The 20458-nt window shown below is 42.6% G+C and carries 17 protein-coding genes; 6 read left to right on the plus strand and 11 right to left on the minus strand.

Annotated features, from left to right (window positions below):
- Positions 1-8: 8 nt before the first annotated feature.
- Positions 9-1100, minus strand: coding sequence for a phosphate acyltransferase PlsX (plsX, locus tag JUI58_RS12340; RefSeq protein WP_204104088.1), 1092 nt, complete (start codon positions 1098-1100; stop codon positions 9-11).
- Between the two features lie 103 nt (positions 1101-1203).
- Between plsX and JUI58_RS12345 the strand changes: the two genes are divergently transcribed.
- A complete protein-coding gene (locus JUI58_RS12345; protein WP_204104089.1) occupies positions 1204-2493 on the plus strand; it encodes a D-alanyl-D-alanine carboxypeptidase in 1290 nt (429 codons plus the stop codon).
- Between the two features lie 61 nt (positions 2494-2554).
- Here JUI58_RS12345 and JUI58_RS12350 read toward each other — a convergent pair whose 3' ends face one another.
- From JUI58_RS12350 to JUI58_RS12360, 3 genes are all read right to left on the minus strand, one after another.
- Positions 2555-3094, minus strand: a complete 540-nt coding sequence (locus JUI58_RS12350; protein ID WP_348539881.1) for a shikimate kinase — start codon at positions 3092-3094, stop codon at positions 2555-2557.
- A gap of 75 nt (positions 3095-3169) precedes the next feature.
- Positions 3170-6976 carry a CHAT domain-containing protein gene (locus JUI58_RS12355; RefSeq protein WP_204104090.1) on the minus strand — a complete coding sequence of 1269 codons (3807 nt, stop codon included), beginning with the start codon at positions 6974-6976 and terminating at the stop codon, positions 3170-3172.
- A 142-nt stretch (positions 6977-7118) separates the two neighbouring features.
- On the minus strand, positions 7119-7517 hold the full coding sequence (locus JUI58_RS12360) for a gamma-glutamylcyclotransferase (protein WP_204104091.1): 399 nt from the start codon (positions 7515-7517) through the stop codon (positions 7119-7121).
- A gap of 81 nt (positions 7518-7598) precedes the next feature.
- Here JUI58_RS12360 and JUI58_RS12365 point away from each other — a divergent pair, with 81 nt between their 5' ends.
- A complete protein-coding gene (locus tag JUI58_RS12365) occupies positions 7599-8201 on the plus strand; it encodes a GNAT family N-acetyltransferase (protein WP_204104092.1) in 603 nt (200 codons plus the stop codon).
- Positions 8202-8428: 227 nt separating this feature from the next.
- Here JUI58_RS12365 and JUI58_RS12370 read toward each other — a convergent pair whose 3' ends face one another.
- Genes JUI58_RS12370 through JUI58_RS12395 form a run of 6 tightly spaced genes read right to left on the minus strand, consistent with a single transcriptional unit; the run spans position 8429 to position 15021 of the window.
- Positions 8429-9571, minus strand: a complete 1143-nt coding sequence (locus JUI58_RS12370) for a glycosyltransferase family 2 protein (RefSeq protein WP_204104093.1) — start codon at positions 9569-9571, stop codon at positions 8429-8431.
- Entirely contained in the window at positions 9571-11784 is a 2214-nt protein-coding gene (locus tag JUI58_RS12375) for a hypothetical protein (protein ID WP_204104094.1), read from the minus strand. The genes JUI58_RS12370 and JUI58_RS12375 overlap by 1 nt, the downstream gene beginning before the upstream one ends.
- A 35-nt stretch (positions 11785-11819) precedes the next feature.
- Positions 11820-12503 carry a hypothetical protein gene (locus JUI58_RS12380; RefSeq protein ID WP_204104095.1) on the minus strand — a complete coding sequence of 228 codons (684 nt, stop codon included), beginning with the start codon at positions 12501-12503 and terminating at the stop codon, positions 11820-11822.
- 52 nt (positions 12504-12555) lie between these two features.
- Entirely contained in the window at positions 12556-13320 is a 765-nt protein-coding gene (sfsA, locus tag JUI58_RS12385; protein ID WP_204104096.1) for a DNA/RNA nuclease SfsA, read from the minus strand.
- Between the two features lie 15 nt (positions 13321-13335).
- Entirely contained in the window at positions 13336-13998 is a 663-nt protein-coding gene (locus JUI58_RS12390) for a PspA/IM30 family protein (RefSeq protein ID WP_204104097.1), read from the minus strand.
- A 24-nt stretch (positions 13999-14022) separates the two neighbouring features.
- Entirely contained in the window at positions 14023-15021 is a 999-nt protein-coding gene (locus JUI58_RS12395; RefSeq protein WP_204104098.1) for an EamA family transporter, read from the minus strand.
- A 113-nt stretch (positions 15022-15134) separates the two neighbouring features.
- On the opposite strand from JUI58_RS12395, the gene JUI58_RS12400 reads away from it, so the two are divergent.
- The 3 genes from JUI58_RS12400 (at position 15135) to JUI58_RS12410 (ending at position 18420) form a co-directional block, all read left to right on the plus strand.
- Positions 15135-17627: an EAL domain-containing protein gene (locus JUI58_RS12400; RefSeq protein WP_204104099.1), complete on the plus strand. Its 2493-nt coding sequence runs from the start codon at positions 15135-15137 to the stop codon at positions 17625-17627.
- Positions 17628-17737: 110 nt separating this feature from the next.
- Positions 17738-18001: a hypothetical protein gene (locus JUI58_RS12405; protein WP_204104100.1), complete on the plus strand. Its 264-nt coding sequence runs from the start codon at positions 17738-17740 to the stop codon at positions 17999-18001.
- Complete coding sequence (locus JUI58_RS12410; protein WP_204104101.1) at positions 17998-18420, plus strand: type II toxin-antitoxin system VapC family toxin; 423 nt, start codon at positions 17998-18000, stop codon at positions 18418-18420. The genes JUI58_RS12405 and JUI58_RS12410 overlap by 4 nt, the downstream gene beginning before the upstream one ends.
- 76 nt (positions 18421-18496) lie before the next feature.
- On the opposite strand, the gene JUI58_RS12415 is transcribed toward JUI58_RS12410, so the two are convergent.
- Entirely contained in the window at positions 18497-19762 is a 1266-nt protein-coding gene (locus tag JUI58_RS12415; RefSeq protein ID WP_204104102.1) for a DUF3747 domain-containing protein, read from the minus strand.
- Positions 19763-19995: 233 nt separating this feature from the next.
- Between JUI58_RS12415 and JUI58_RS12420 the strand changes: the two genes are divergently transcribed.
- Positions 19996-20458 (plus strand): Uma2 family endonuclease (locus JUI58_RS12420; RefSeq protein ID WP_204104103.1); only part of this gene is annotated, 463 nt, incomplete at its 3' end.

Consider the following 20458-nt stretch of genomic DNA (forward strand, 5'->3'; position numbering starts at 1 on the left):
TCTCTTTTTTAGTTGGTTTTTTCCAGACTATAGTTTGCGTGTAGGCGATCGAGAACGCGATGGTCGATCGCCTCTTTAGCCAAACGAATAGCACTAAAAATAGTCGGTGCTTGGGAACTACCATGACTGATAATGCAAATTCCGTCTACCCCCAACAGTAAAGCACCGCCATGTTCGGCATGATCGACCCGTTGTTTAAGGCGCTTCAAATTAGGTTTGAGTATTCCCACCCCTAATTGCCCGCGAATCCCCTGGGGAAGCTCTTCTCTGATGATTTGCAATAAGATTTCACCAACAGCTTCAGCAAATTTTAGGAGGATGTTGCCCACAAAACCATCGCAGACAATAACATCAAAGTTGCCCGAAAGAACATCTCGTCCCTCTGCATTGCCAATAAAGGGGATTTCGGGATTGGCTTCGAGAAGTTCGTGGCTTCGTAAAGCCAGATCGTTTCCTTTGGAAGACTCTTCACCAATATTGAGCAAACCGACTTGAGGCTTTTCCACCCCTAGCACGTATTTACTATAAATAGTTCCCATTAAGGCAAACTGTTCTAAATACTTGGGACGACAATCTACATTTGCCCCCACATCAAGGATAATGACAGATTTTCCGGCCAGGAGGGTGGGGAAAATAGCGCCGATCGCCGGGCGATCGATGCCCTTAATACGACCCAAGCGCAGTAAAGCTGATGCCATCGCCGCCCCAGAATGACCCGCAGAAATGACGGCATCCGCCTTGCCTTGCTTAACCAAATCCATGGCCACATTGATTGAAGCCTTGGGTTTTCGTCGTACCCCCGTGGCTTCTTCGTGCATGGCGATCGCATCCTCGGCAGCGACAATTTCAATATTAGCCCCGAAATCGGGTTCAGTATTGCCAGATTCTTCGCGATCGCGACGACCGTGTTTTTGACCGTGTTTTTGACCGTGTTTTTGACCGTGTTTTTCCATGCAAGCTCGAATTTGTTGGGGATCTCCCACCAACAAAACGCGAACGTCTAATTCTTCTGCTGCTCGAATTGCACCAGCAACAATCTCGTCAGGGGCGTGGTCTCCCCCCATTGCGTCAATTGCAATTCGTTCCTTTGTGGATGCCATTGCTCGAAGTGTATAGAAGCCGTAACGAAAATTTTATCAGATTACGGTTATTATTGTTGATGATTTATTATGGGTTGTTGTCGATCGACTGATAACTGACTAAATGTACGGAATTGTTAGCGTCTTAAGCACTTTGAGCCTTCTGTCAGTTTTGTTCGGACCGCCAGAAATCAAAACTGTCCAAACCTTGTCTTGGCAAGAAGCGAAAATTTTCCAATTACCCAAGGAACCCAATCCGGAAGCGGAGGAAATCTTGCAGCAATACCTGCGAGACTTAGCCAGCAAAGGTTTTTCTCCCCAAGGTCAAGGGGTTTTGCTGCAAGCGGAGATGACTAAATTAGCTTTTCGTAATGATAAGGTTCCTTTGTCGGCGGCTTCTCTGACTAAAATTGCCACAACCCTTGCTGCTGTTGATAAATGGGGACTTGACCATCGCTTTCAAACGCGAATCTATCGGGTGGGAGAAATTCGCAACGGCACCTTATACGGAGACTTGATCGTTGAAGGAGGAGGAAATCCCTTTTTTGTTTGGGAAGAGGCGATCGCCATCGGGGAATTTCTCAATCGCTCGGGCATCAAGGCAGTGCAAGGGAATTTGCAAATTACGGCACCGTTTTATATGAACTATAAAACCCAGCCGGAAATTGCCGGGCAACTGTTTCAGCAGGCGATCGATGCAGAAAGTTGGCCGGAGGTTGCCAAAAAACAGTATGAAAAAATGGCGATCAAGATACCTCGTCCCCATGTGAAGATATCGGGAAAGGTTCTTGTTTCTGCTACACAGCCCATTGATTCTCAATTGTTGTTGCGCCATCAGTCCATGACTTTGGCCAATATTCTCAAGCAAATGAATATTTATAGCAATAATGTTATGGCTGAAGTTTTGGCACAGTCAGCAGGAGGAGCGCAAGCTGTGGCACAATTGGCTGCTAATGCTGCCAATGTCCCTAAAGATGAGATTCAATTGATTAATGGCTCGGGTTTGGGAACAGCTAATCGCATTTCTCCTCGGGCAGTTATTGCTATGTTAGCTGCTTTAGAGCGTCAATTGGCTGACCAACCATTAGGGGTTGCGGATCTCTTTCCCGTCGCAGGGCGCGATCGCCAAGGTACCACCATTGGCCGCAAATTACCCCCCAATACGATGTTCAAAACGGGAACATTAAGGGCGGTGAGTGCCTTAGCTGGAATTCTTCCTACCCAAAAGCAAGGTTTGGTTTGGTTTGTGGTTATTAATGAAGGTAGCGATGTTTACGAACTTCGCGCCCAACAAGATATTCTCCTGCGAAAATTAGGACAAGCGTGGGGAAGCGGTTCATTGAACAATGGAAAACCCCAAACTCCCCACAAATCAGAAGTTCTAGGCGATCCAAAGCGCATTTCTGCCCCCTAAAATCCTTCCCCACTCTCAACTATCAACTCTCAACTCTCAACTCTCAACTCTCAACTACTTTCTACTTTCTTTTCAACACGGAAGGAATGCGATCGAGGATTTCTTCTACAATTTCTTGAGGGGTTTGTTGCGATCGCGCGATCGCAATGTGAAGATCGGCTTGAGCGTAGAGGGAACGACGTTCTGCTAATAGGATAGTAAGTTTCTCAGATAAGTCGCCATCTTTCAGAAGTGGGCGAGATCTATCTTCCTGCAAGCGCTGCACCAAAATTTCTACTGGAGCATCTAACCAAATAATCAAGCCGTGGTGCAAATATCCCCAATTCTCGAGTTTGAGAATAATACCACCTCCAGTGGCGATCACACTTTGGGTATAAGCACAAATTTGTTCTAACACTTTAGTCTCTAAAGAGCGAAAATAGTTTTCTCCCTCGGTTGCAAAAATCTTATCAATCGTTGTTTCGGCGACCCGCTCGATTAATACATCGGTATCGAAAAAACGATATCCCAGCCGACCTGCCAGTAATTGTCCTAGGGTTGTTTTGCCAGTCCCCATCATACCCACAAGAAATATACTCGTACCGTGTAACAACTGCTTTATAACCTCTTAATTCATTTGTTAGCAATTCTACTGCATGAGATATGCTGATTATTTCTTTATTGGAACGGGAAGCGATTACCACGGAGAACCAATCATCGTAAAACCGGCCCAATAATAGGGGTGTTGAAAACCGCGATCGCCTAAATTTGCTAACTCGGGGGGTAGTGTCACCCGTCCGAAAGGACTAACTAATTCACCAATTTTTTTACTGTCTAATTCACTATCTTCTTTTTCCAAGCGCACTTCTCCTTGAATTAAGGCCATTTGCCCTTGTCGTAAGGCTTGTGCTTTGGTTGGTGTTTTTCGCAACTGACGATAGAATTCTGTCATTAATGCTAAAGTGCCTGCATCATCGGCATACCAAAGACTAGCGACGGCGGAACTTACCCCAGATTGTATCGTTAACCCCGCAAAACCATACTCGGCACTCTCATCTCCCAAAGCCGTGCGACAGGCACTCAAGACCAATAACTCAATATTTTTTGTTCCCCAATTTAATGCTCCCATTTCTTCCAAAGTCAGAGGGCGATCCCAGAGTTGAATATAGGACTCGGAGGGAGTACCGGGTTGAAACTGTCCGTGGGTGGCTAAATGGACGATTTGTGCGTGGTTGCGTTGGGGTTCCTGTTGTACGGCCTTGAGAGTAAAGGTTTCGTTGAGGAAGGTTTCTGGGGCATTGAATTGTTGAGCAATGGTATTGATCTCCACCGGAACTGCCGGTAAAGCGCCATTATTGGTAAATTCTGACATTCCCATCGCAACAACTGAACTGTTGCGAATATCGACGTAATGAGGAGGGATTAAATGCAGACTGGGAACGAGGGATATGGCATAATTTTCGATTAAAAACTTATTACCATCGTGAAGTGCTGCCATTGGTAGGGTTCGCAAGCCGTCATCGAGGACAAACATAATCGTTTCAATATTAAAGCGCTGTAAATCTTTTTCTGCGATCGCAATTAACCATTTGTAGAGTTGTTGTGCGGGGGCGAGATAGCGGGTATTACGACGGTGGAGGGGATGGGCGATCGCATTTTGAAAATTATAGATTTCCGCGAGGAGAGTTTCCTGGGAAATATCGGGAAGGCTGTAATGGATGGGGTCACTGGTGGGGGGGACGAGGATGAGATCGAGGCGATCGCTACGGCTAAAAATATACAAACTTGCGGTCATTTCCCCAGTTTCCTCACTCATGCGATGGAGGGTTAATTGCAGGTCTTTTAGAGAAGGGGTGGTGGTGGCTTCATCCTTGCTAAAATAGCGCAAAAAACTTTGAGAATGGTAAGCATCTAAGGCTGCGATCGCCTCTTCGATATTGCCGCGATCGAGCAAATTACCGACACGATCTCGAGATAATACTAAAGACTCGTCATCTGAGTTGAGGGAAAACAGAGATAATGGGGACAGCGATCGCGTTTGGAGAGAAGCAACGAGAGATGCAGGTAAAGATGTTGTTATTGGTGTTGGTGTTGTTGTTGCTGTTGTTGCTGTTATTGTTGCTGTTGTTGTTCCAGAAGCGGGTGGCGAAATAACATTTTCAATGTTAGCGATCCCTAATGTCCCTGTTGCCGTACCGTTAATGATATCGACGGAAACAGCATTGCCATAATTGGCATAATCAAGGGTATCAAAACCCGCTCCCCCATCAATCTTGCCATTAAAATTAACACCATTGGCGAAAGCAAAGGTATCATTCCCACTCCCTCCAGTAATTTTGGCGACATTGCTAAAAGTCAAACTATTCGCCAAACCGTTTACACTACCACTATTACTTCCCGTTAACGTCCAAGCTGTATTTTGATTCGCACCGATAAAATTACCGGCTCCAGCAATCTGCGTGTTTTGGATTAAACTATTTGGGTCGTTTAAAGTAATATTCCCTGTTCCATCGCTTCGACCGATGGTGACAGAACTAAATCCATTTTGTAGTGTTTGCAGTTGACTTGTAGTCAGGTCTAATGCTGTTGCTGTTGCCCCGGTCCCTCCTAGAATGATATCTCGATTTGCCGTAGCGGTTTCTAAAACGAGATTGCCTGTACCATTAATTGTTGTCGGAATATTGAGATCAATGCGATCGCTGCGAATGGTCAGGTCTTGGGTTGAAATCGTGGGAGTATTGTTAAAAGTAACTTCATTTTTGCCATTGAGAGTTATTTTGCCCGTTCCCGCATCGATATTCTGAACGAAAATTTGATTTCCACTCAAGCTCAGATCTGCTCCATTGGTGTTAATTGTGGAAGCATTCGCCATATTAACATCACCAATACTATTATTGTCAGCATCAGCGATAAAGGCGATCGCAGTAGCTCCCGTAAAATTCAACGTGGCATTATTGAGAAAAATATTGTTATTGGCTTGGAAAGTCACCGAAGTTGCTGCCGTAAAGTTGAGGTTAACACCAATATTGGTAAAAATATCTTGTGTTGCTTGGAGAAGAATCGTACCGCTTAAACTCTGTAATGTTCCTGTAGAAATTGTAAAGGTTGTTGCTCCGCCATCTGCAAAGAGAATCTGATTATCTGCAAGTGCTGCATCATTAGCTTGACTTGCTTGGGCTCCCGCAACAATGTTAATATCTTGCGGGTCGAGAATAATAAATCCGTCTTGACCTTGGGAAGCACTAACATCAATATCGCCGCGAAAGATGAGGTCTTGTTTCCCCGAAGTTTCTACAAACCCCCCATTCCCTCCATTCTGTCCCCCTCTGGCACTGATATTGCCATAAAATCCCGTTATTTCATCTGCCCAAACTATAACTCGTCCCCCGTCCCCCTCAGAGATTGCGTCAGCATTGATAGTAGAATTGGTATCAATATAAACCCGATCGCCTGTTGGTAAATCTCCCAATCCTTGATATTCTCCCCCGATTAATACTGTACCGCCCCCACTGTCTCCCGAAGCATCAATATTGGCGTTAAATAGACCCAGGCGATCGCCAAATATCCCTACATTTCCCCCCCCACTTCCTAATGTTCCCAAACTAACATCAACGTTTCCCGTAACAATTGCCGTTCCTGTTTCCCAAGGGATATTTTCTCCAGAAGCGAGTTGAATTTCTCCTGTATTATTCGTTTTTAAACCTGTCTCTATCCCTTGAGATTCTGCCCCTACCAGTAAAGCTGGCAAATCAAGGGCAGTCACGGTTAAGGGATTTCCGGTTGCTGAAGTGGGAATATCCGGTTCGAGGCTTAAAATCATTCCTGCTTGGGAGATTTTGACACGATTGGTTCCCGGTATGGCTGCGATCGTGATATTTCCTCCTGGTGCATTCAATTGCCCAGTATTAATAACTGTTCCCCCCGTTAGCATTATATTATGACCCGTTCCTACGCTTAAATTTCCGGCATTAATAATCGGTGCAGCATTATCAATTCCGAAATCAAAACTGGTGGGCATCCCGAGCAAACTATCATAGTCATTGCTGCCGATCGCCTGAAAAGCGCGATCGCCCCCAAAACCAATTCCCGTTGCTGTCGTCGCGAAAAAGTCCCCAGGCACATTTAAACTGGCATTATTTCCGAAAATAATTCCAGCAGGATTCATTAAATAAAGATGAGAATTACCGCCACTCACTTGCAGCAATCCGTTAATAAGAGAAGGATTGCCTCCTGTTACTCTGGCCAGAATATTTTCGATGTTGGGTTGCGAGAGAAAATGAGCAATTTCTCCAGAACTTAAACCAAATTCTTGAAAGCTATGAAATAAATTAGTTCCGGTTTGCGTTCCCCCTTGAATGAGATAAGTGTTACTATTGCGATCAACATGGGTATCCGTGCCATCGAATGCAGGTTCAATGGAATTTGCCCTCACGGCTAAGGCAGTGAGGCTATTGAACCCCAAAATAATTGGGAGAGAAAAAATCAAGGCAACGCGATCGCTCATGAGGGGAGTTTTATCTCAAAAATAAAGAGCTAGTTCCATTTTAGCCTTGCCATATTTTTTGTTACAAAATAATTTTCTAAAATTATTCTTGTTTCTGTGCGATCGCCTCTCTCTCTCGGGGAGAGTTTCTGAGACGACGATCTTAGGATTTGCTGGCTTTATAAGCCGTCCAGCCATTATAGTTAGAAACATCAAGATAGTTTCGTTCTGCGATAATTTCCCGAGGATAGAGCATAGCGATCGCCTCTCCACCTCCTTCTAAAGTAACAGGAAAGGGATAAAGATGAGGAGGTTCATTCGCCAATAAATATTGATATTGTTCCTCTGTCATTTCATAAAGTTCCCCTGGTATTGCTATACCGTCTTCTTTGACTTCATAGATACCGGGATGTTTATCTTCAACAGAATGCAAGCGATAACGAGGTTCAGTTTTAGTTTCTTTAATAAACTTCGTTTCGGCGATGTTTTGATGATCCGGTTGTCCTCTCAAGGCGGAACCGCAGATGAAAACAAGATAAGAATTTGAGTCAGAATTTGACATTTTGTTGCTCCTTTGGCTTACAACTTTCCAAAAATTGTAGAGTATTATATACTATGGGTTCAAGGGGAGTTAGCTGATAGTATGAAAATTCAAATTCGCTTGGCAAAACCAGAAGAAATGGCCACAATTATCGAACTACAATCCCAAGCATTAACGTTTCTTTCTGCCGGGGATTATACAGCAACAGAAATTGAAGCAATAATTCAAACTCAAGAGAAAGCAAGAACAGATTGCCAAGAAATTGTTTTTGTCGCAGAAGAACATGATACACCAGCGATCGCTTTTCCACAAGCTAACTATATTACCCAGAAAAAAATCATTGGTTTTTCTTGTCTGTCCTCTCATTCAGCCGATATTAATGGTATCTATATTCATCCCGATCGCATCCGTCAAAATATTGGTACACAACTTCTACAGGCGATCGAGGAAGTTGCTATTGCAAAACGATATCGACGACTTTGGGTTAGTTCTTCTCTCAATGCCCTTAAATTTTATCAGGCTAATGGTTATCAAAAGAAATTTTATCAACGTTTGCGGCTCAATAATATCCCCATTACTGTTGTTATTATGTCCAAAATATTGATTCCCCTCACGACATCAGAAAAGGCAATCCTCAGTATAGGAATTTTTGCGATCGCAATTTTTGCAATTATTTTTATTCTTTTTGCCTTCTGGAATTTCTAAACTAATACAGTTTTGATGCTACCAATCTAATCTACAACCTATATCCACAACCTATATCCACAACCTAATCCATCTTGGCAGCAAACCAAAATGCCCAGAGAACTGTCAAAATGAATAATATGGTACAGAAGCGATCAATCCAAGTATGCCAAAAGTAAGAATCAATAAAAGTCATCTTCTGAAAATATAAATCTTAAACAAAACTATCTTTATCCCCATTATAATTATTATTGTAATTTTGTCCAGTTGCGATAACCTGAAACATAATGTAATTTAATGGGCTGTGCGATCGCCAAGGGGGTCAAATCCGGCTGCATCCCTGCTTGAAATTCTCTCTGATTTACCTTTGCACGGGCTTTTAATGCCTTTAAAAGTGTTTTTCTTTTTGGAGAATCCAAACCTGTTTCTAATGCTGTTGTTAGCGAATTTGGGCGTTTTCGACGAAAGTAACAAAATTCGGGAATGTTAACTATTTTTGCAGAAAAGACTGCCCGCAATAAAAACTCCGTATCTCCTCCAAATCTTAATCCTGTTGCAAACCCTCCGACACGCATCACTAAATCCCGCGAGACTAAGCTACTGGGGTGCATTAAAGCATGACCTGGTTTTTCTTGCAACGCCCTATTAACATCTAAAGGATAGCACACAGGAGTTAGTTTAGATTCTAATTCATCGACGCGCCATTCTTGCGTCCCAATTAATTCTGCACCTGTCTTTTCCGCAGTTTCCAAAAGTTTTTCTAGGCGAATATTAGCTGACCAATCATCAGCATCTTGGAACAAATAAGTATCATAATTTGTATCTGCGATCGCTTGTTGAATTAAACGATAAGGTCCCACATTCTCAGAGGATCGAACTAGGGTAACTTGAGGGAATTTTTCGGTTATTGTAATGGGAGGATCGGGAGAGTTATCATCAAGAATGATAATGCGATCGGGGGGTCGAGTTTGATCGACTAATGATTTAATACAGCGATACAACCAAGGGTGACAATTATAATGAGGAATTAAAGCAAGAATTTGAGAGTTTTTGCTTATCTTGGGAGAGGATGGAGAGTAATTTAGTTTGGGTTGTACTTTCAAGGCCATTGTACTCCAAGAAAACTCAATCTTGTTTTTTTCTAACAGTGCGATCGCGTTTAAAAAATGCCAAGATTCAGGGGTTTTAAGTTGAGAGAGAATTGGCGCGATCGCTTCTCTCGATCCCATCCAAGCAATGTTTTCTAATGGCTTCTCTTTGGCAGTTTCTAGGGGAAATTCTAAGGGAGGAAGTAAGGGAAGAATAAAAGGAGATTTTGGGATTAATATATTTTCAGCAATCGATGTATTTTTGGGCAAATAGGTAATTGTAGAAGGGGATAATATATTCATTAAATCACAAATAAATCAGAAATGACGGACTGTTTTTTGTTTATTTCTTTGCTTCTGCGATCGAAGCTAGATTGATGAGGAGAAGGAAGCGCAGATAATAGCAGACATTGATAGGCTAACTCTAATTCTCCTGCATTGAGTAACGGTTGTGCCAGCGATCGCAAGATGGGAATCCAAGGTGCTGAATCAATAACTCGATCTGACTGATCCTTATTTTTTAATCTTACATATTTTTGTAAGATTTTCAACCATTCTCGAACATTAAATTCTTGATTGAGGAATAGAGTATAATAGCCTTGCTCTAAATTAATTCTGGCTTTCTCTTCTTTTGTCTCAGCAATAGATTGTAAATTAGCAAAATATTGCTCTAAATCTTCTGAATTTTCTAACATTGCTTTACGCCATTTCAACCAGACTCTAAAAAAGCGATCGCTAGTTTCTTTAACTCCTAAGTTGACAATCTCTCGATCATGTACTAAATGACACCAATATGCTAGTAATGTAAGATTAAAACAGGAACTAAAAAACTCTAAATCCCCTATAAATAAAGATAAAATCGGTCTGAGAGACTGGGATATTTTACTGTTATTTCGATTTGCTAATCGCCATGCAGGTTCAAAACTATAGAGAAGATTTTGCAGATTAAAGCGATCAAGAATCAGGCGATCGCCTTTGATTTCAAAAAGATAATTATTCCATAGCGATCGCGCTAAATTCTCCTCTAAATATAAACTAGGAATTAACAGATCAAGGAGTAAGGGATTCTCTAAGTTGTTTGTTTGAGAAACAGTCCTTTTTAAGCGTTCTGCTGCGTGGTGATAAATTGAATAAATCTGCGGATCTGCGGCTAAAAAAGAACAAGAAAACAACAATATTCGCGCTGTTATTTTCTCGACTTCTAGATCTTGACAAGATGGTGAATTTAAGATATCATTGATTAGTTCTCGCGTTGATGGTGCAATTCCTGAATAAAGAATTAAGCGAGGATTAATTAATTCATAAAGTAATTGTGCTATTTTCCTTGCTTCTCCAATTGGAAATTGGGGAGAATTAAGCCATTCATTCCAAGGGCGATCGCCAATCATCTCGATCCATTCGCGATCGCCAATAGATTCTGATTTTGTCTCAATTATATCTCTAGATTGAACATAAATTTGTGCTTCAATCTCTCCAAAGATGGGATCTGTCCAATTTTTCAGATCCTCGAGAGGAAGGCGATCGCTTTGAGTCGGTTGTAATAAAAATTCCACCTGTTTATGTTTTCTGCGTCGAACTTGATAAGTTAAAATTCCTGCTAGGGAAGGTAAATTAATTTCGCCAGTATATTTAGTTCCTGTTAATGTACGAATCTTATCTTCAACCCGTCCTTTAATTTTAGCAGTGATACCCCTGCGATCGCATTGACATCCCTCTCGATCTAATTCTAGAATATCCCCGCATTTATAACGAACTAAAGGCATTGTTACATTAAATAAATCCGTTGTCACTAATTCATCATCAATGATTTCATAGAAACAGCGTTCTTGATCTAAATGTAAGCATCTTTTCTCTGGACAAGTCAACCCCGATATCCCCGTTTCTTGACAGCCATATTCATTAATAACGGGGGCATTAAAAACCGATTCTAATAAATCTTTTTGATACTCAAATAAACATTCTCCCGTGCAAATAACCGCTTTAACCTGCGGGAAATAACGACGATATACATAAGCTGCGATCTCGCATAACTGACTTGGATATCCGCGAATAACTCTAAATCGATTTTGTAGTAAACTTAAAAATAACTTGATAAATTCTCGGTCAATTTGACCTATTAAAGAGCCATCCATTAATCGTACTGGAAACAAACGACTCGCAACATTAAGAATAGGAACATTTTCCTCTATTCCCCACCCAGATAATGTTCTTTGTCTGGCTGAAATTCTGGCATTATTCCACGCTTCTCCCGCAAAATAAACAAAACTTTCTCCTTGACTTCCGCTAGTCATTCCCCGATAAACAAGATCCGACGCATTTGCTAAAAATAAACTAGGATGTTTGCGAATTTCTTCTCTCTCTAAAGGGCGCAATCTTTGAAAATTTGCGTGCCAATTCGGTATAATACTACCATTGGGATCGCAAATTTCAGCTTCTCGAAATCGCCCTTGATAGCCAGGAAGTTTAGCCGCAACCTCCAAGACTCTCTCTATTTTCTGGATCTGAAAATTATTCATCACAAACTTGACAAGATCGCGAGATTGTGCATTATCTATTCATTATTTTGAATATTGAAGGTAATAATACTATCTTCAAAATCTTTGACGCGATCGGTAAACTCTTCTGTTGGGGTAGAGTAGGTGACAACCCAAAAAATACCGCGATCGAGAATAATGTAAACTAATTGTGTAATTTTGGTTTTGCCCGTTTCAATTTTAACAGTAATTCGTCCAGCTTGCCATTTTTTTAAGTCTTGAACATCTTGTGCTAAAATCTCATAACCTACTCGTTCTAAATCGTTACTTATCGCTTGCTGAAACTCTTCTAACTTCGTCCCTTGGGGCATCTTTTGAGAAGTTACATTAACATTGGTAACAAATCCACCTTGGGAATTTTTGTTATCAAAAGCCACTAAAGCAACTAAATCTTTTGTCTCTCTAAGGGCGCTACTGAGATTTTCATATTCTGAACCCGCACCCTCTAAATTAACAGCCATTTTTTCAATATCTTTCTGAGGATCTCCTCCTTCGTATCCAGGAGGTAAATACAAAGAAACTCCATCACCTTGTAATTTGCGAAAATCAGGATTTATTCTCTCTTCTACCGATGTTGCACTAGCTTGATAAGAACTTGTTTGACTGTCTGTTTCCGTTGCATTAGAACTCGGACGATCGCAACCAATTAAAGGAAACATCAGTAAAAGAACGATCGCAAATCTTCTCAGTTTTTGGCTCATCGAAAACTTTCCTCAAGATATTCTGAAAAAAAGCGTTAAGTTTTTTCTTGCCCTATATTACACTCTTTGGGTCACTATCGGCGGGTTGATAGCTCACAAATTCTGCTAAACCCCGAAAGTAAATGCCTTGGGGGGTGATTTCAAAGCGGTAAGGAAAAACTTCTACCCCCGAGGCGATCGCCTCTCGCAATAACTCTCCATAGACCCGATCCCGGCGATCCCCTGGTGCAAAGCGATCGCAGTCTCCTCGATTGATAAAATAGAGAATTCCAGCCTTTGTTGTCCCTAATACCCCCATTAATTCTCGCAGGTGTTTTTGTCCGCGAGTGGTGACGGTATCGGGAAATAAAGCAATATTTCCTTGGGACCAAGTTGCGCTTTTCACCTCAAGAAAATAGCCCGTAGAAGTTGCGCGATCGCTAAGAAAAAAATCAATACGACTCTTTTTTTCTCTACCGCAAGGAACTTCAGAACGAATTGTATCGTAATGTTGTGCGAGTTCGGGTAATAATTTTTGTTCTAAGGCTAGTTTAATAACCCGATTAGGTATAGCAGTATTAACTCCAACCCATGTCGGTTGTGTTTCCGCATTAACGCAAATCATTTCCCAAGTATAAGGAAGTTTCCGTTTAGGATTATTGCTGCGAGAAACCTGTACAAAACTACCTGGATCGTGAAGTCCAATCATGGGTCCAGTATTAGCACAATGGGCGGTAATTATCTCACCAGATTCTAGTTCGATATCGGCTAAAAATCTTTTGTAGCGTTTAATAAGAATACCAGATTTGAGAGGAGGATATGGGTAGATTAAAGTCATTAATTCAGTGATCGGTTACTGATTATTAATTTGTCGGCGGAGTTGAGCTAATTCAGCTTCTATAATTGCAGAGGTTTCTAAGTTTGCAAATTTCCCTTCGAGAGAATCATTTCTGAGTTGGGAGGCTAATTCTGCGCGGGCTTCTAAAGTTTGTACTTTTTCTTCAACGCGATCGATAAGATTAAGGGTACTTTTGCCCACCCCTTTTTCTAAAAGTTCGTGTAAGCGACGGGTTGCTTCTGCGGAAGTAGCTCGAGCGAGATACATATCTTTTTGTATTTTAACATGAGCGAGCTTACCTTCAAGAAGGCGTAAATCTTGTTTGAGTTTGACAATAATTGCATTTTGCTGCTCAATGTGACTGTGAAGAAGAGTAGCATTATCCCGATAGGTTTTGCGACGGTTGAGGGCATCTCTGGCGATCGCCTCTTCCCCTCCTTTAAGGGCAATATGGGCGCGTCGATACCAATCTTCGGCAGCAACTCGGTTTTGCATAACTTGGCGTTCTGTGCGCTTCTGAGTGGCGATCGCGTGGGCAACAGCTTGACGCATTTTTACCAATTCTTGCTGCATCTCATCCACTGTATTCTCCAAAGTTAGTACAGGATCTTCAGTAGCACTTACCCAACTATTCACATTTGACTGTACAACGCGCCAGACGCGATCAAACAATTCCATGATTTTGTCGCTATTTTCCCCATTTTATCGTATTACCGGAAGAGAGGGGAAGAGGTAGCGATCGCGAAAATTCTGCCAAATGCGATCGAGGCGATCGCGTTGATTAATTAGGTAAATACTAACAAGAGTTAAGGTGACTCCTACCCATTCGAGAGGACTGAGAATTTCCGCAAGGAAAATATTACCGAAAATCAGAGCAAAAATTGGGGTTAGGAAAGTTAGAGAGGTAAAACTGGTGAGATTGCCTTTGGAAGCGATATAGAAAAATAAAGCATAGGCGATCGCGCTACCAAATACCGTCGAATAGGCCAAGGCCAGCCAGCCATTACCATCAATATTAACCCATTGATTTTGCTCCCAGAATGCTGACATAGCAAACAGTGGTAAACCCCCTAAAATCATGTGCCATCCCGTCGCTACCACCGGATCGGCATGGCGACTGACATAACGAATGCTAATAGTTCCCAAAGCCATTGAGAGGGAAGCACAAAGCATCAACCATTCTCCATTGTTAAATAAGTTCCCTCCATTGGCGAAACCGGAGAAAGAAAAATGGGTTAATCCCTCAATAATCCATTCATCGGGTAAACCCAAAAAACCAATGCCAATAACACCGATCGCCAATCCGAGAAAACCCCAAAACCCGATCGCTTCTGCAAATAACCAACTCGAAAGTAAGGCGATCGCGATGGGTTGGGAGTCAATAAGGGTAGACCCCAAACCCGCGCTAGTTCTCATTAGTCCCTCAGCCAGAAAGCCTTGAAACATTAACCCATCCAAGAGGGCAAAAATACCAATCCACCCCCAAGCCCGCCATGTTTTCGGTTGTGGAAGTTTGAAAATTGCAGCTACGGCTAAAATTAAGATTCCGGCGGGGAGAAGGCGAAAACCGGCCATAAACAAGGGCGTTGAGTCAGCAATAACGCCTTTCATGGCGACCATTGCTGTCCCCCACAGGAAAAACGGGGATATGAGAATCAGGGGAGTTAGAAAGGGGTTTTGGGTACTGGATTGGGCTTGCATCGAAGGACGATTGAGTTTCTTTGCTCCATTGTAAGCAAATATTGAGTTTTGTTACAGTCCTGAGACTATTATCCAACTACTTATCAAATCATCTACATCACTTTATTTTACTCGTGAAAGTCATTCAACCCCTGCGATCGCTCTCTCGCATCATCTGGGTTTCCAGTTGTTCTATTGTCGCGTCAAGCACTGTGGTGACGGGGCTATTTTGGGGACTCCAAGAATTGGGGGCGATCGAACCTTTAGATTTAGCAGTTTTCGATCGCTTTGTCCAACTGCAAGGGGATGCACCTCCCGATCCGCGTTTGTTGGCGATCGCCATTACTGAAGAAGACTTGCACCGCTATGGCTGGCCGCTATCCGATGCCATTCTCGCCCAAACCCTCCAGAAATTACAATCCTATCAACCTCGAGTCATCGGGCTCGATCTTTACCGAGATATCCCCAAACCACCTGGAGAAAAAGCCCTCGTCAAGCAATTACAAGCAGAAAATATCATCGCCATTACAGAAATTGTTAGCAATATTCCCCCTCCTCCCCCTGTAGAAAATGAAAGAGTCGGATTTAATGATTTTGCCCTCGATCGCGATGGAATCCTCCGTCGCAACCTTCTCTTTGTGGCGGGAAAAGAACGAGATTACTATTCCTTTGCCTTGCGAGTCAGTTTAGCCTACGGTCGCAAAGAAGGCATTTCCTTTCGCTACAATACTCGCTCTTTATTTCTTGGAGAAACAGAATTAGTCGCGCTACAGTTCAATTCTGGGGGCTATCAAACCGCAGATACGCGGGGATATCAGATCTTAATGAAGTATTGTAGCCGCAGCAATATTATCGAGTCAATCGGGCTGAAACAATTCCTAGAAGGGGATATCCCTCCTGAAGCAGTGCGGGACAAAATTGTTCTTATTGGTACCGTCGCCCCTAGTTTAAAAGATTTAATCTTAACTCCCTATAGCGGCGCTCGTCAAAAAAATGCCTTTCAAATGTCAGGAGTTATCGTTCATGCACAAATGATCCGTCAGCTTTTGGGAATTATCTCGGGAGAAAATCGGCAATTTTCCTTTTGGTCTCAAGGAAGCGAGCTTCTCTGGCTCTGGGTTTGGGCGCTTGTTGGGGGGATTTGCGTCTGGAGTTTAAAACATCCTCTCGCTTTTAGTTTGACGGGGATTTTAGGAATAGGGGCGATCGCGGGAGTGGGATGGCTTCTTTTAGCTCATCTGGTTTGGATTCCCATCGTAGAACCCGCATTAGCCTTTACCGTCGCTAGTGGCTTGGCCGTAACCCATCGCTTGCTTTATACTACCACCCGCGATCCCTTTACGGGTTTGCTCAATCGGGAATCTTTAGTGAGTTATATTAAGCGATCGCTGTCCAAAATTCGTCGCCGTCGCCTTCCTTCCCGCCTCGGGGTGATGTTTTTACAATGCGATCGCCTGCAACTGATTCAGGAAAATTGGGGAAAGGCGATCGGCGATCGCTTTTTCCTAACTTTAGTGAAAAAAATGCGAAAAAATATCCCCCATTCTGCCAAACTTGCCAGGGTGAGCGAAAGCGAATTTGCCCTTGTTCTTAACTTACCTCCCGAGGCTCTCACCACTTTAGCCGATCGCCTACAAAACATCCTAGAAGAACCTTTTTCCATCGAAAGCAAACAAATTGTTACTAAAGTAAATATCGGCATTGCTACAACCCAAGAAAGGCATCTCCACACCCCCGAAAACTTACTGAGAGATGCCAATACAGCCATGTTTCGCGCAAAAGCCCTAGGAAAAACCCATTCCGTCTTTGCCACAGGAATGTTTGAAGAAGCTGTAGCACAATTCGCCCTTGAAAATGAATTGCGACAGGGAATTACCAAGGAAGAATTTGTACTTTATTATCAACCCATTGTTGCCTTAAAAACAGGGAAAATTATGGGTTTTGAAGCCCTGATACGCTGGCAACATCCCGATAAAGGTTTTATCTCACCTTTTATGTTTATTCCTCTCGCAGAAGAAACCGGACTCATTATTCCCTTGGGAGAATGGATTTTTCAGGCAGCGTGTCGCCAGGCTCGTCAATGGCAAGAGGAATTTGGCGATCGCGATTTAATATTAAGTATCAATCTCTCCGGTCGTCAATTTGAGCAACCAGACTTAATCGAGATGTTAGCAAAAATCATTAAAGATACAGGAGTAGGAGAACATATTCTCAAAGTCGAAATTACCGAAAGTATGGTCATGGATAATGTGGAGAAGGCGATCGATCTAATGCTGCAAATTAAATCTCTTGGTTGCAAACTCAGCATGGATGATTTTGGCACCGGATACTCGTCTTTAAGCCAACTTCGGCGCTTTCCCGTCGATACTCTCAAAGTTGACAAGTCTTTTGTACAGAAAATGGGGGAAAGTCGCGAAGATTACGAAATTGTTCGCATGATTATTAACCTCGGTCATATTTTGGGTATGGATATCATTGCGGAAGGGGTTGAAACCCAAGAAGATGCAGAAAAATTAAGCACTTTAGAATGTGAATTTGGCCAGGGGTATTTGTGGGCTAAACCCTTACCCGTAGAAGAAGCAACAGCATTATTACAAGGAGAAAATGCGAGGGAATTAACTGAGTAAAGTCGAATCAAGTCTCGCCATAATTTGCGATCGAGAGAGTACATGATTTTCAAGCATAACTCTCTTAAAATTGTTATTATTAGTGAAGATACACACAGGAGTTTAGATTCATGCCAGTTTTAGATTTAACAATCGAACAGGTGATCGAGTTGGTCAAACAACTCCCAGCCGAAGAAAAAAAAGCAGTTTTGGAAGCACTTCAGGAGAATCAACCAGAAGAAACAGAACATCCTTGGATGAAGATTGCTGGAAAATATGCAGACGATCCTCAATTTGATGAAATGTTGGCGTATATTGAAGAAGATCGTCGCCAGTTAGATGCAGAGATGGAAGAATATTATCAAAAAATGGACGCTGAAGAGGCAAAAAAATGACAATATGGATACTTGATACAGACCACTATTCTTTGTTAGAAAGAGGAAATTCTAATGTTACGAGACGGATTTCTACACTCGAAGCAAAATTCATTTTTCTAACAATTATTTCAGCCGAAGAGCAAATTAGAGGACGGCTGAATATTATCAGACGGGCATCATCTTCTGAAGAGGTTATTGTTGCTTATCGGCGATTGCGAACCTTATTGGACGATCTTAAAAATATTAACTTACTAGATTTTTCGATGGAAGCTGCAATAATTTATAATAATTTAGTTCGGCAAAAAATTCGTATCGGAACGAGAGATTTAAGAATTGCTGCGATCGCCCTTTCTGTTAAAGGTATCGTCGTCACGCGCAACCGTCGCGATTTTGAGAAAGTGCCGGGATTAGCATTACAAGATTGGACGGTAGAATGAAGAAGGTAAATAATGAAACCGATAAAAATAGAGAGATAATTTATATTTACCTCTCTATCTTATAATAGCTCTGGAATTAACTATCGGATTTAAGGCAATTAAGGGTTCTTAAAGTTGCCGCCGCCGCATAATTCCGCAAAGAGGCGGAGTTCGGCGCAAAGGCACTGCCTTGCTCATTTAAAGGAGAGGCAATACCGCAATAACTGGACATTTGCTGGATCAAAGCATTCGCCCAGTGACCCGTCGTATCGGAAAAAGCCGTCGGTGTTTGTTTTTGACCCAAAGCGGAAGAAAGTCCTCGCTTGGCCTTGCCATATTCCGCCGCTTTTTTCATTACCGCCATTAACTCCGCCCGCGTTACGGGTTGAGTGGGGCGGAATTGCCCATCGGGGTAGCCCGAGACCACATTATTCGCTTTAGCCCATTGAATCTTAGCAGCACTCCACCGAGATGCTGGAACATCTGGAAAAGGATTGCTACTGGGAGACGCAGGATTAGGTAAATTGATATTGGGAATAGTTTGGATAGCCCCAAATACCATCGAAACCAATTGTTCGCGGGTTAATGTGTTCTGAGGTCGGAAGGTATTATCTTCGGGGAATCCGGCAATAAAGCCCAGTTTAACGGCTTCTTGAATTTCTGTTTTGTAGATGTCGTTGGAAATATCGGGGAAACTAGAAGTTGGAGTTGGGGTTGGAGTTGGAGTTGGGGTTGGGGTTGGTGTTGGAGTTGGGGTTGGGGTTGGAGTTGGGTTTGGTGTGGGGATTGCACCATCATAGGTGAGATAAACGTGACCAAGAGTTTTCCCTTGATATGTTCGTTTTGTGAAGCGCCAACCTGGTTCGAGAAAAAACTTGTAGAGAATTTCGCCATGAGGACCGCTAAAAGTGCCTCGGCTGCGTGCGATGGTAATTTCATTTAACCCTGGTCGGGCGCTTCCTACCCGAGGAGTTCCGACTAATTGCAACTCGCTGTTGCGGTTGATAATGCGTAATAAGTATTCGATCGCGAAGTCTTCCCCGTTAATGCGGACGGAATAACCATTACTGTCTACGCTGCGGTTACAACTGCCAGTAAAATCAAAGGTTGTCCACAGCGCGTCGATTCTAATGGGTGCTGTCCCAGCTTCATTCCAGCACTGTCTTTTCCCCGGAATTTGCTCGATAATCGTGAGATTATAGGAGGAGACATCAAAAGGGGAGGCGATCGCGGCAAAGGCGCTTTGATCGACTTCTTGCTGGCCAAATAAAGATTGGGCTGTAGTCAAATTCGTAGCGACGAAGGCTGTAGATAAGGCGACTCCGCCGATCGCAGCTAATTTGAACGGAAGTGCAAATTTCATTCTCTATCTCTTTACTCAGTACATTCTCTTATTTTCCAAGTATTTGTCCGCTAAACCGACAAATTTACTGGAAAATAAAATGTTTTTGATTTGGGTTAATGATAATGGGTTATGGGCAAGGGGAAAGGAGGGATAGAATGGGAGAGGCGATCGCCCCTCTCGTTCTTATCCGAAATCCTTAAGAAGAAATAGTATCGTATTAAAATACCAGTCCCCCTCGTTGTCCTCTAATTATGACTCAAGCGATCGCCCCCCCTAAAGTTACCCCAGAAGAATATCTAGATCGAGAAATTCAAAGCGAAAATCGCCATGAATACATCAATGGAGAAATTATCCCCATGACCGGTGGAACGCCGAATCATAATAAAATTAGCTTGAATTTTGCCAGCAGCTTAAATTTTGCCCTTAAACGCAAACCTTACCAAGTTTTTATGGCGGATCAACGCTTATGGATCGGCGATCGCCAAATCTACACTTATCCCGATATTGCGATCGTTAAAGGCGAACTTATTTATCAAGAAGGACGTAAAGATACGATTATTAATCCTTGTCTAATTGCAGAAGTTCTCTCAAAATCCACTCGCAGTTACGATAAAGACGAAAAATTTGCGGCTTATCGATCGCTTCCCAGTTTCTGCGAATATCTTCTCATTGATCAGTATAGTTTCCATGTAGAACAGTACAGCAAAACCGAGG

Origin of the sequence: Spirulina sp. CCY15215 (assembly GCF_016888125.1) — a bacterium.
In the GTDB taxonomy this organism is placed as follows: Bacteria; Cyanobacteriota; Cyanobacteriia; order Cyanobacteriales; family Spirulinaceae; genus CCY15215.

What these genes read in the sequence shown, in the direction of transcription:
- plsX (WP_204104088.1), bottom strand. Translation starts at nt 1,100, where the DNA reads ATGGCATCCACAAAGGAACGAATTGCAATTGACGCAATGGGGGGAGAC.
- JUI58_RS12345 (WP_204104089.1), top strand. Translation starts at nt 1,204, where the DNA reads ATGTACGGAATTGTTAGCGTCTTAAGCACTTTGAGCCTTCTGTCAGTT.
- JUI58_RS12355 (WP_204104090.1), bottom strand. Translation starts at nt 6,976, where the DNA reads ATGAGCGATCGCGTTGCCTTGATTTTTTCTCTCCCAATTATTTTGGGG.
- JUI58_RS12360 (WP_204104091.1), bottom strand. Translation starts at nt 7,517, where the DNA reads ATGTCAAATTCTGACTCAAATTCTTATCTTGTTTTCATCTGCGGTTCC.
- JUI58_RS12365 (WP_204104092.1), top strand. Translation starts at nt 7,599, where the DNA reads ATGAAAATTCAAATTCGCTTGGCAAAACCAGAAGAAATGGCCACAATT.
- JUI58_RS12370 (WP_204104093.1), bottom strand. Translation starts at nt 9,571, where the DNA reads ATGAATATATTATCCCCTTCTACAATTACCTATTTGCCCAAAAATACA.
- JUI58_RS12375 (WP_204104094.1), bottom strand. Translation starts at nt 11,784, where the DNA reads ATGAATAATTTTCAGATCCAGAAAATAGAGAGAGTCTTGGAGGTTGCG.
- JUI58_RS12380 (WP_204104095.1), bottom strand. Translation starts at nt 12,503, where the DNA reads ATGAGCCAAAAACTGAGAAGATTTGCGATCGTTCTTTTACTGATGTTT.
- sfsA (WP_204104096.1), bottom strand. Translation starts at nt 13,320, where the DNA reads ATGACTTTAATCTACCCATATCCTCCTCTCAAATCTGGTATTCTTATT.
- JUI58_RS12390 (WP_204104097.1), bottom strand. Translation starts at nt 13,998, where the DNA reads ATGGAATTGTTTGATCGCGTCTGGCGCGTTGTACAGTCAAATGTGAAT.
- JUI58_RS12395 (WP_204104098.1), bottom strand. Translation starts at nt 15,021, where the DNA reads ATGCAAGCCCAATCCAGTACCCAAAACCCCTTTCTAACTCCCCTGATT.
- JUI58_RS12405 (WP_204104100.1), top strand. Translation starts at nt 17,738, where the DNA reads ATGCCAGTTTTAGATTTAACAATCGAACAGGTGATCGAGTTGGTCAAA.
- JUI58_RS12410 (WP_204104101.1), top strand. Translation starts at nt 17,998, where the DNA reads ATGACAATATGGATACTTGATACAGACCACTATTCTTTGTTAGAAAGA.
- JUI58_RS12415 (WP_204104102.1), bottom strand. Translation starts at nt 19,762, where the DNA reads ATGAAATTTGCACTTCCGTTCAAATTAGCTGCGATCGGCGGAGTCGCC.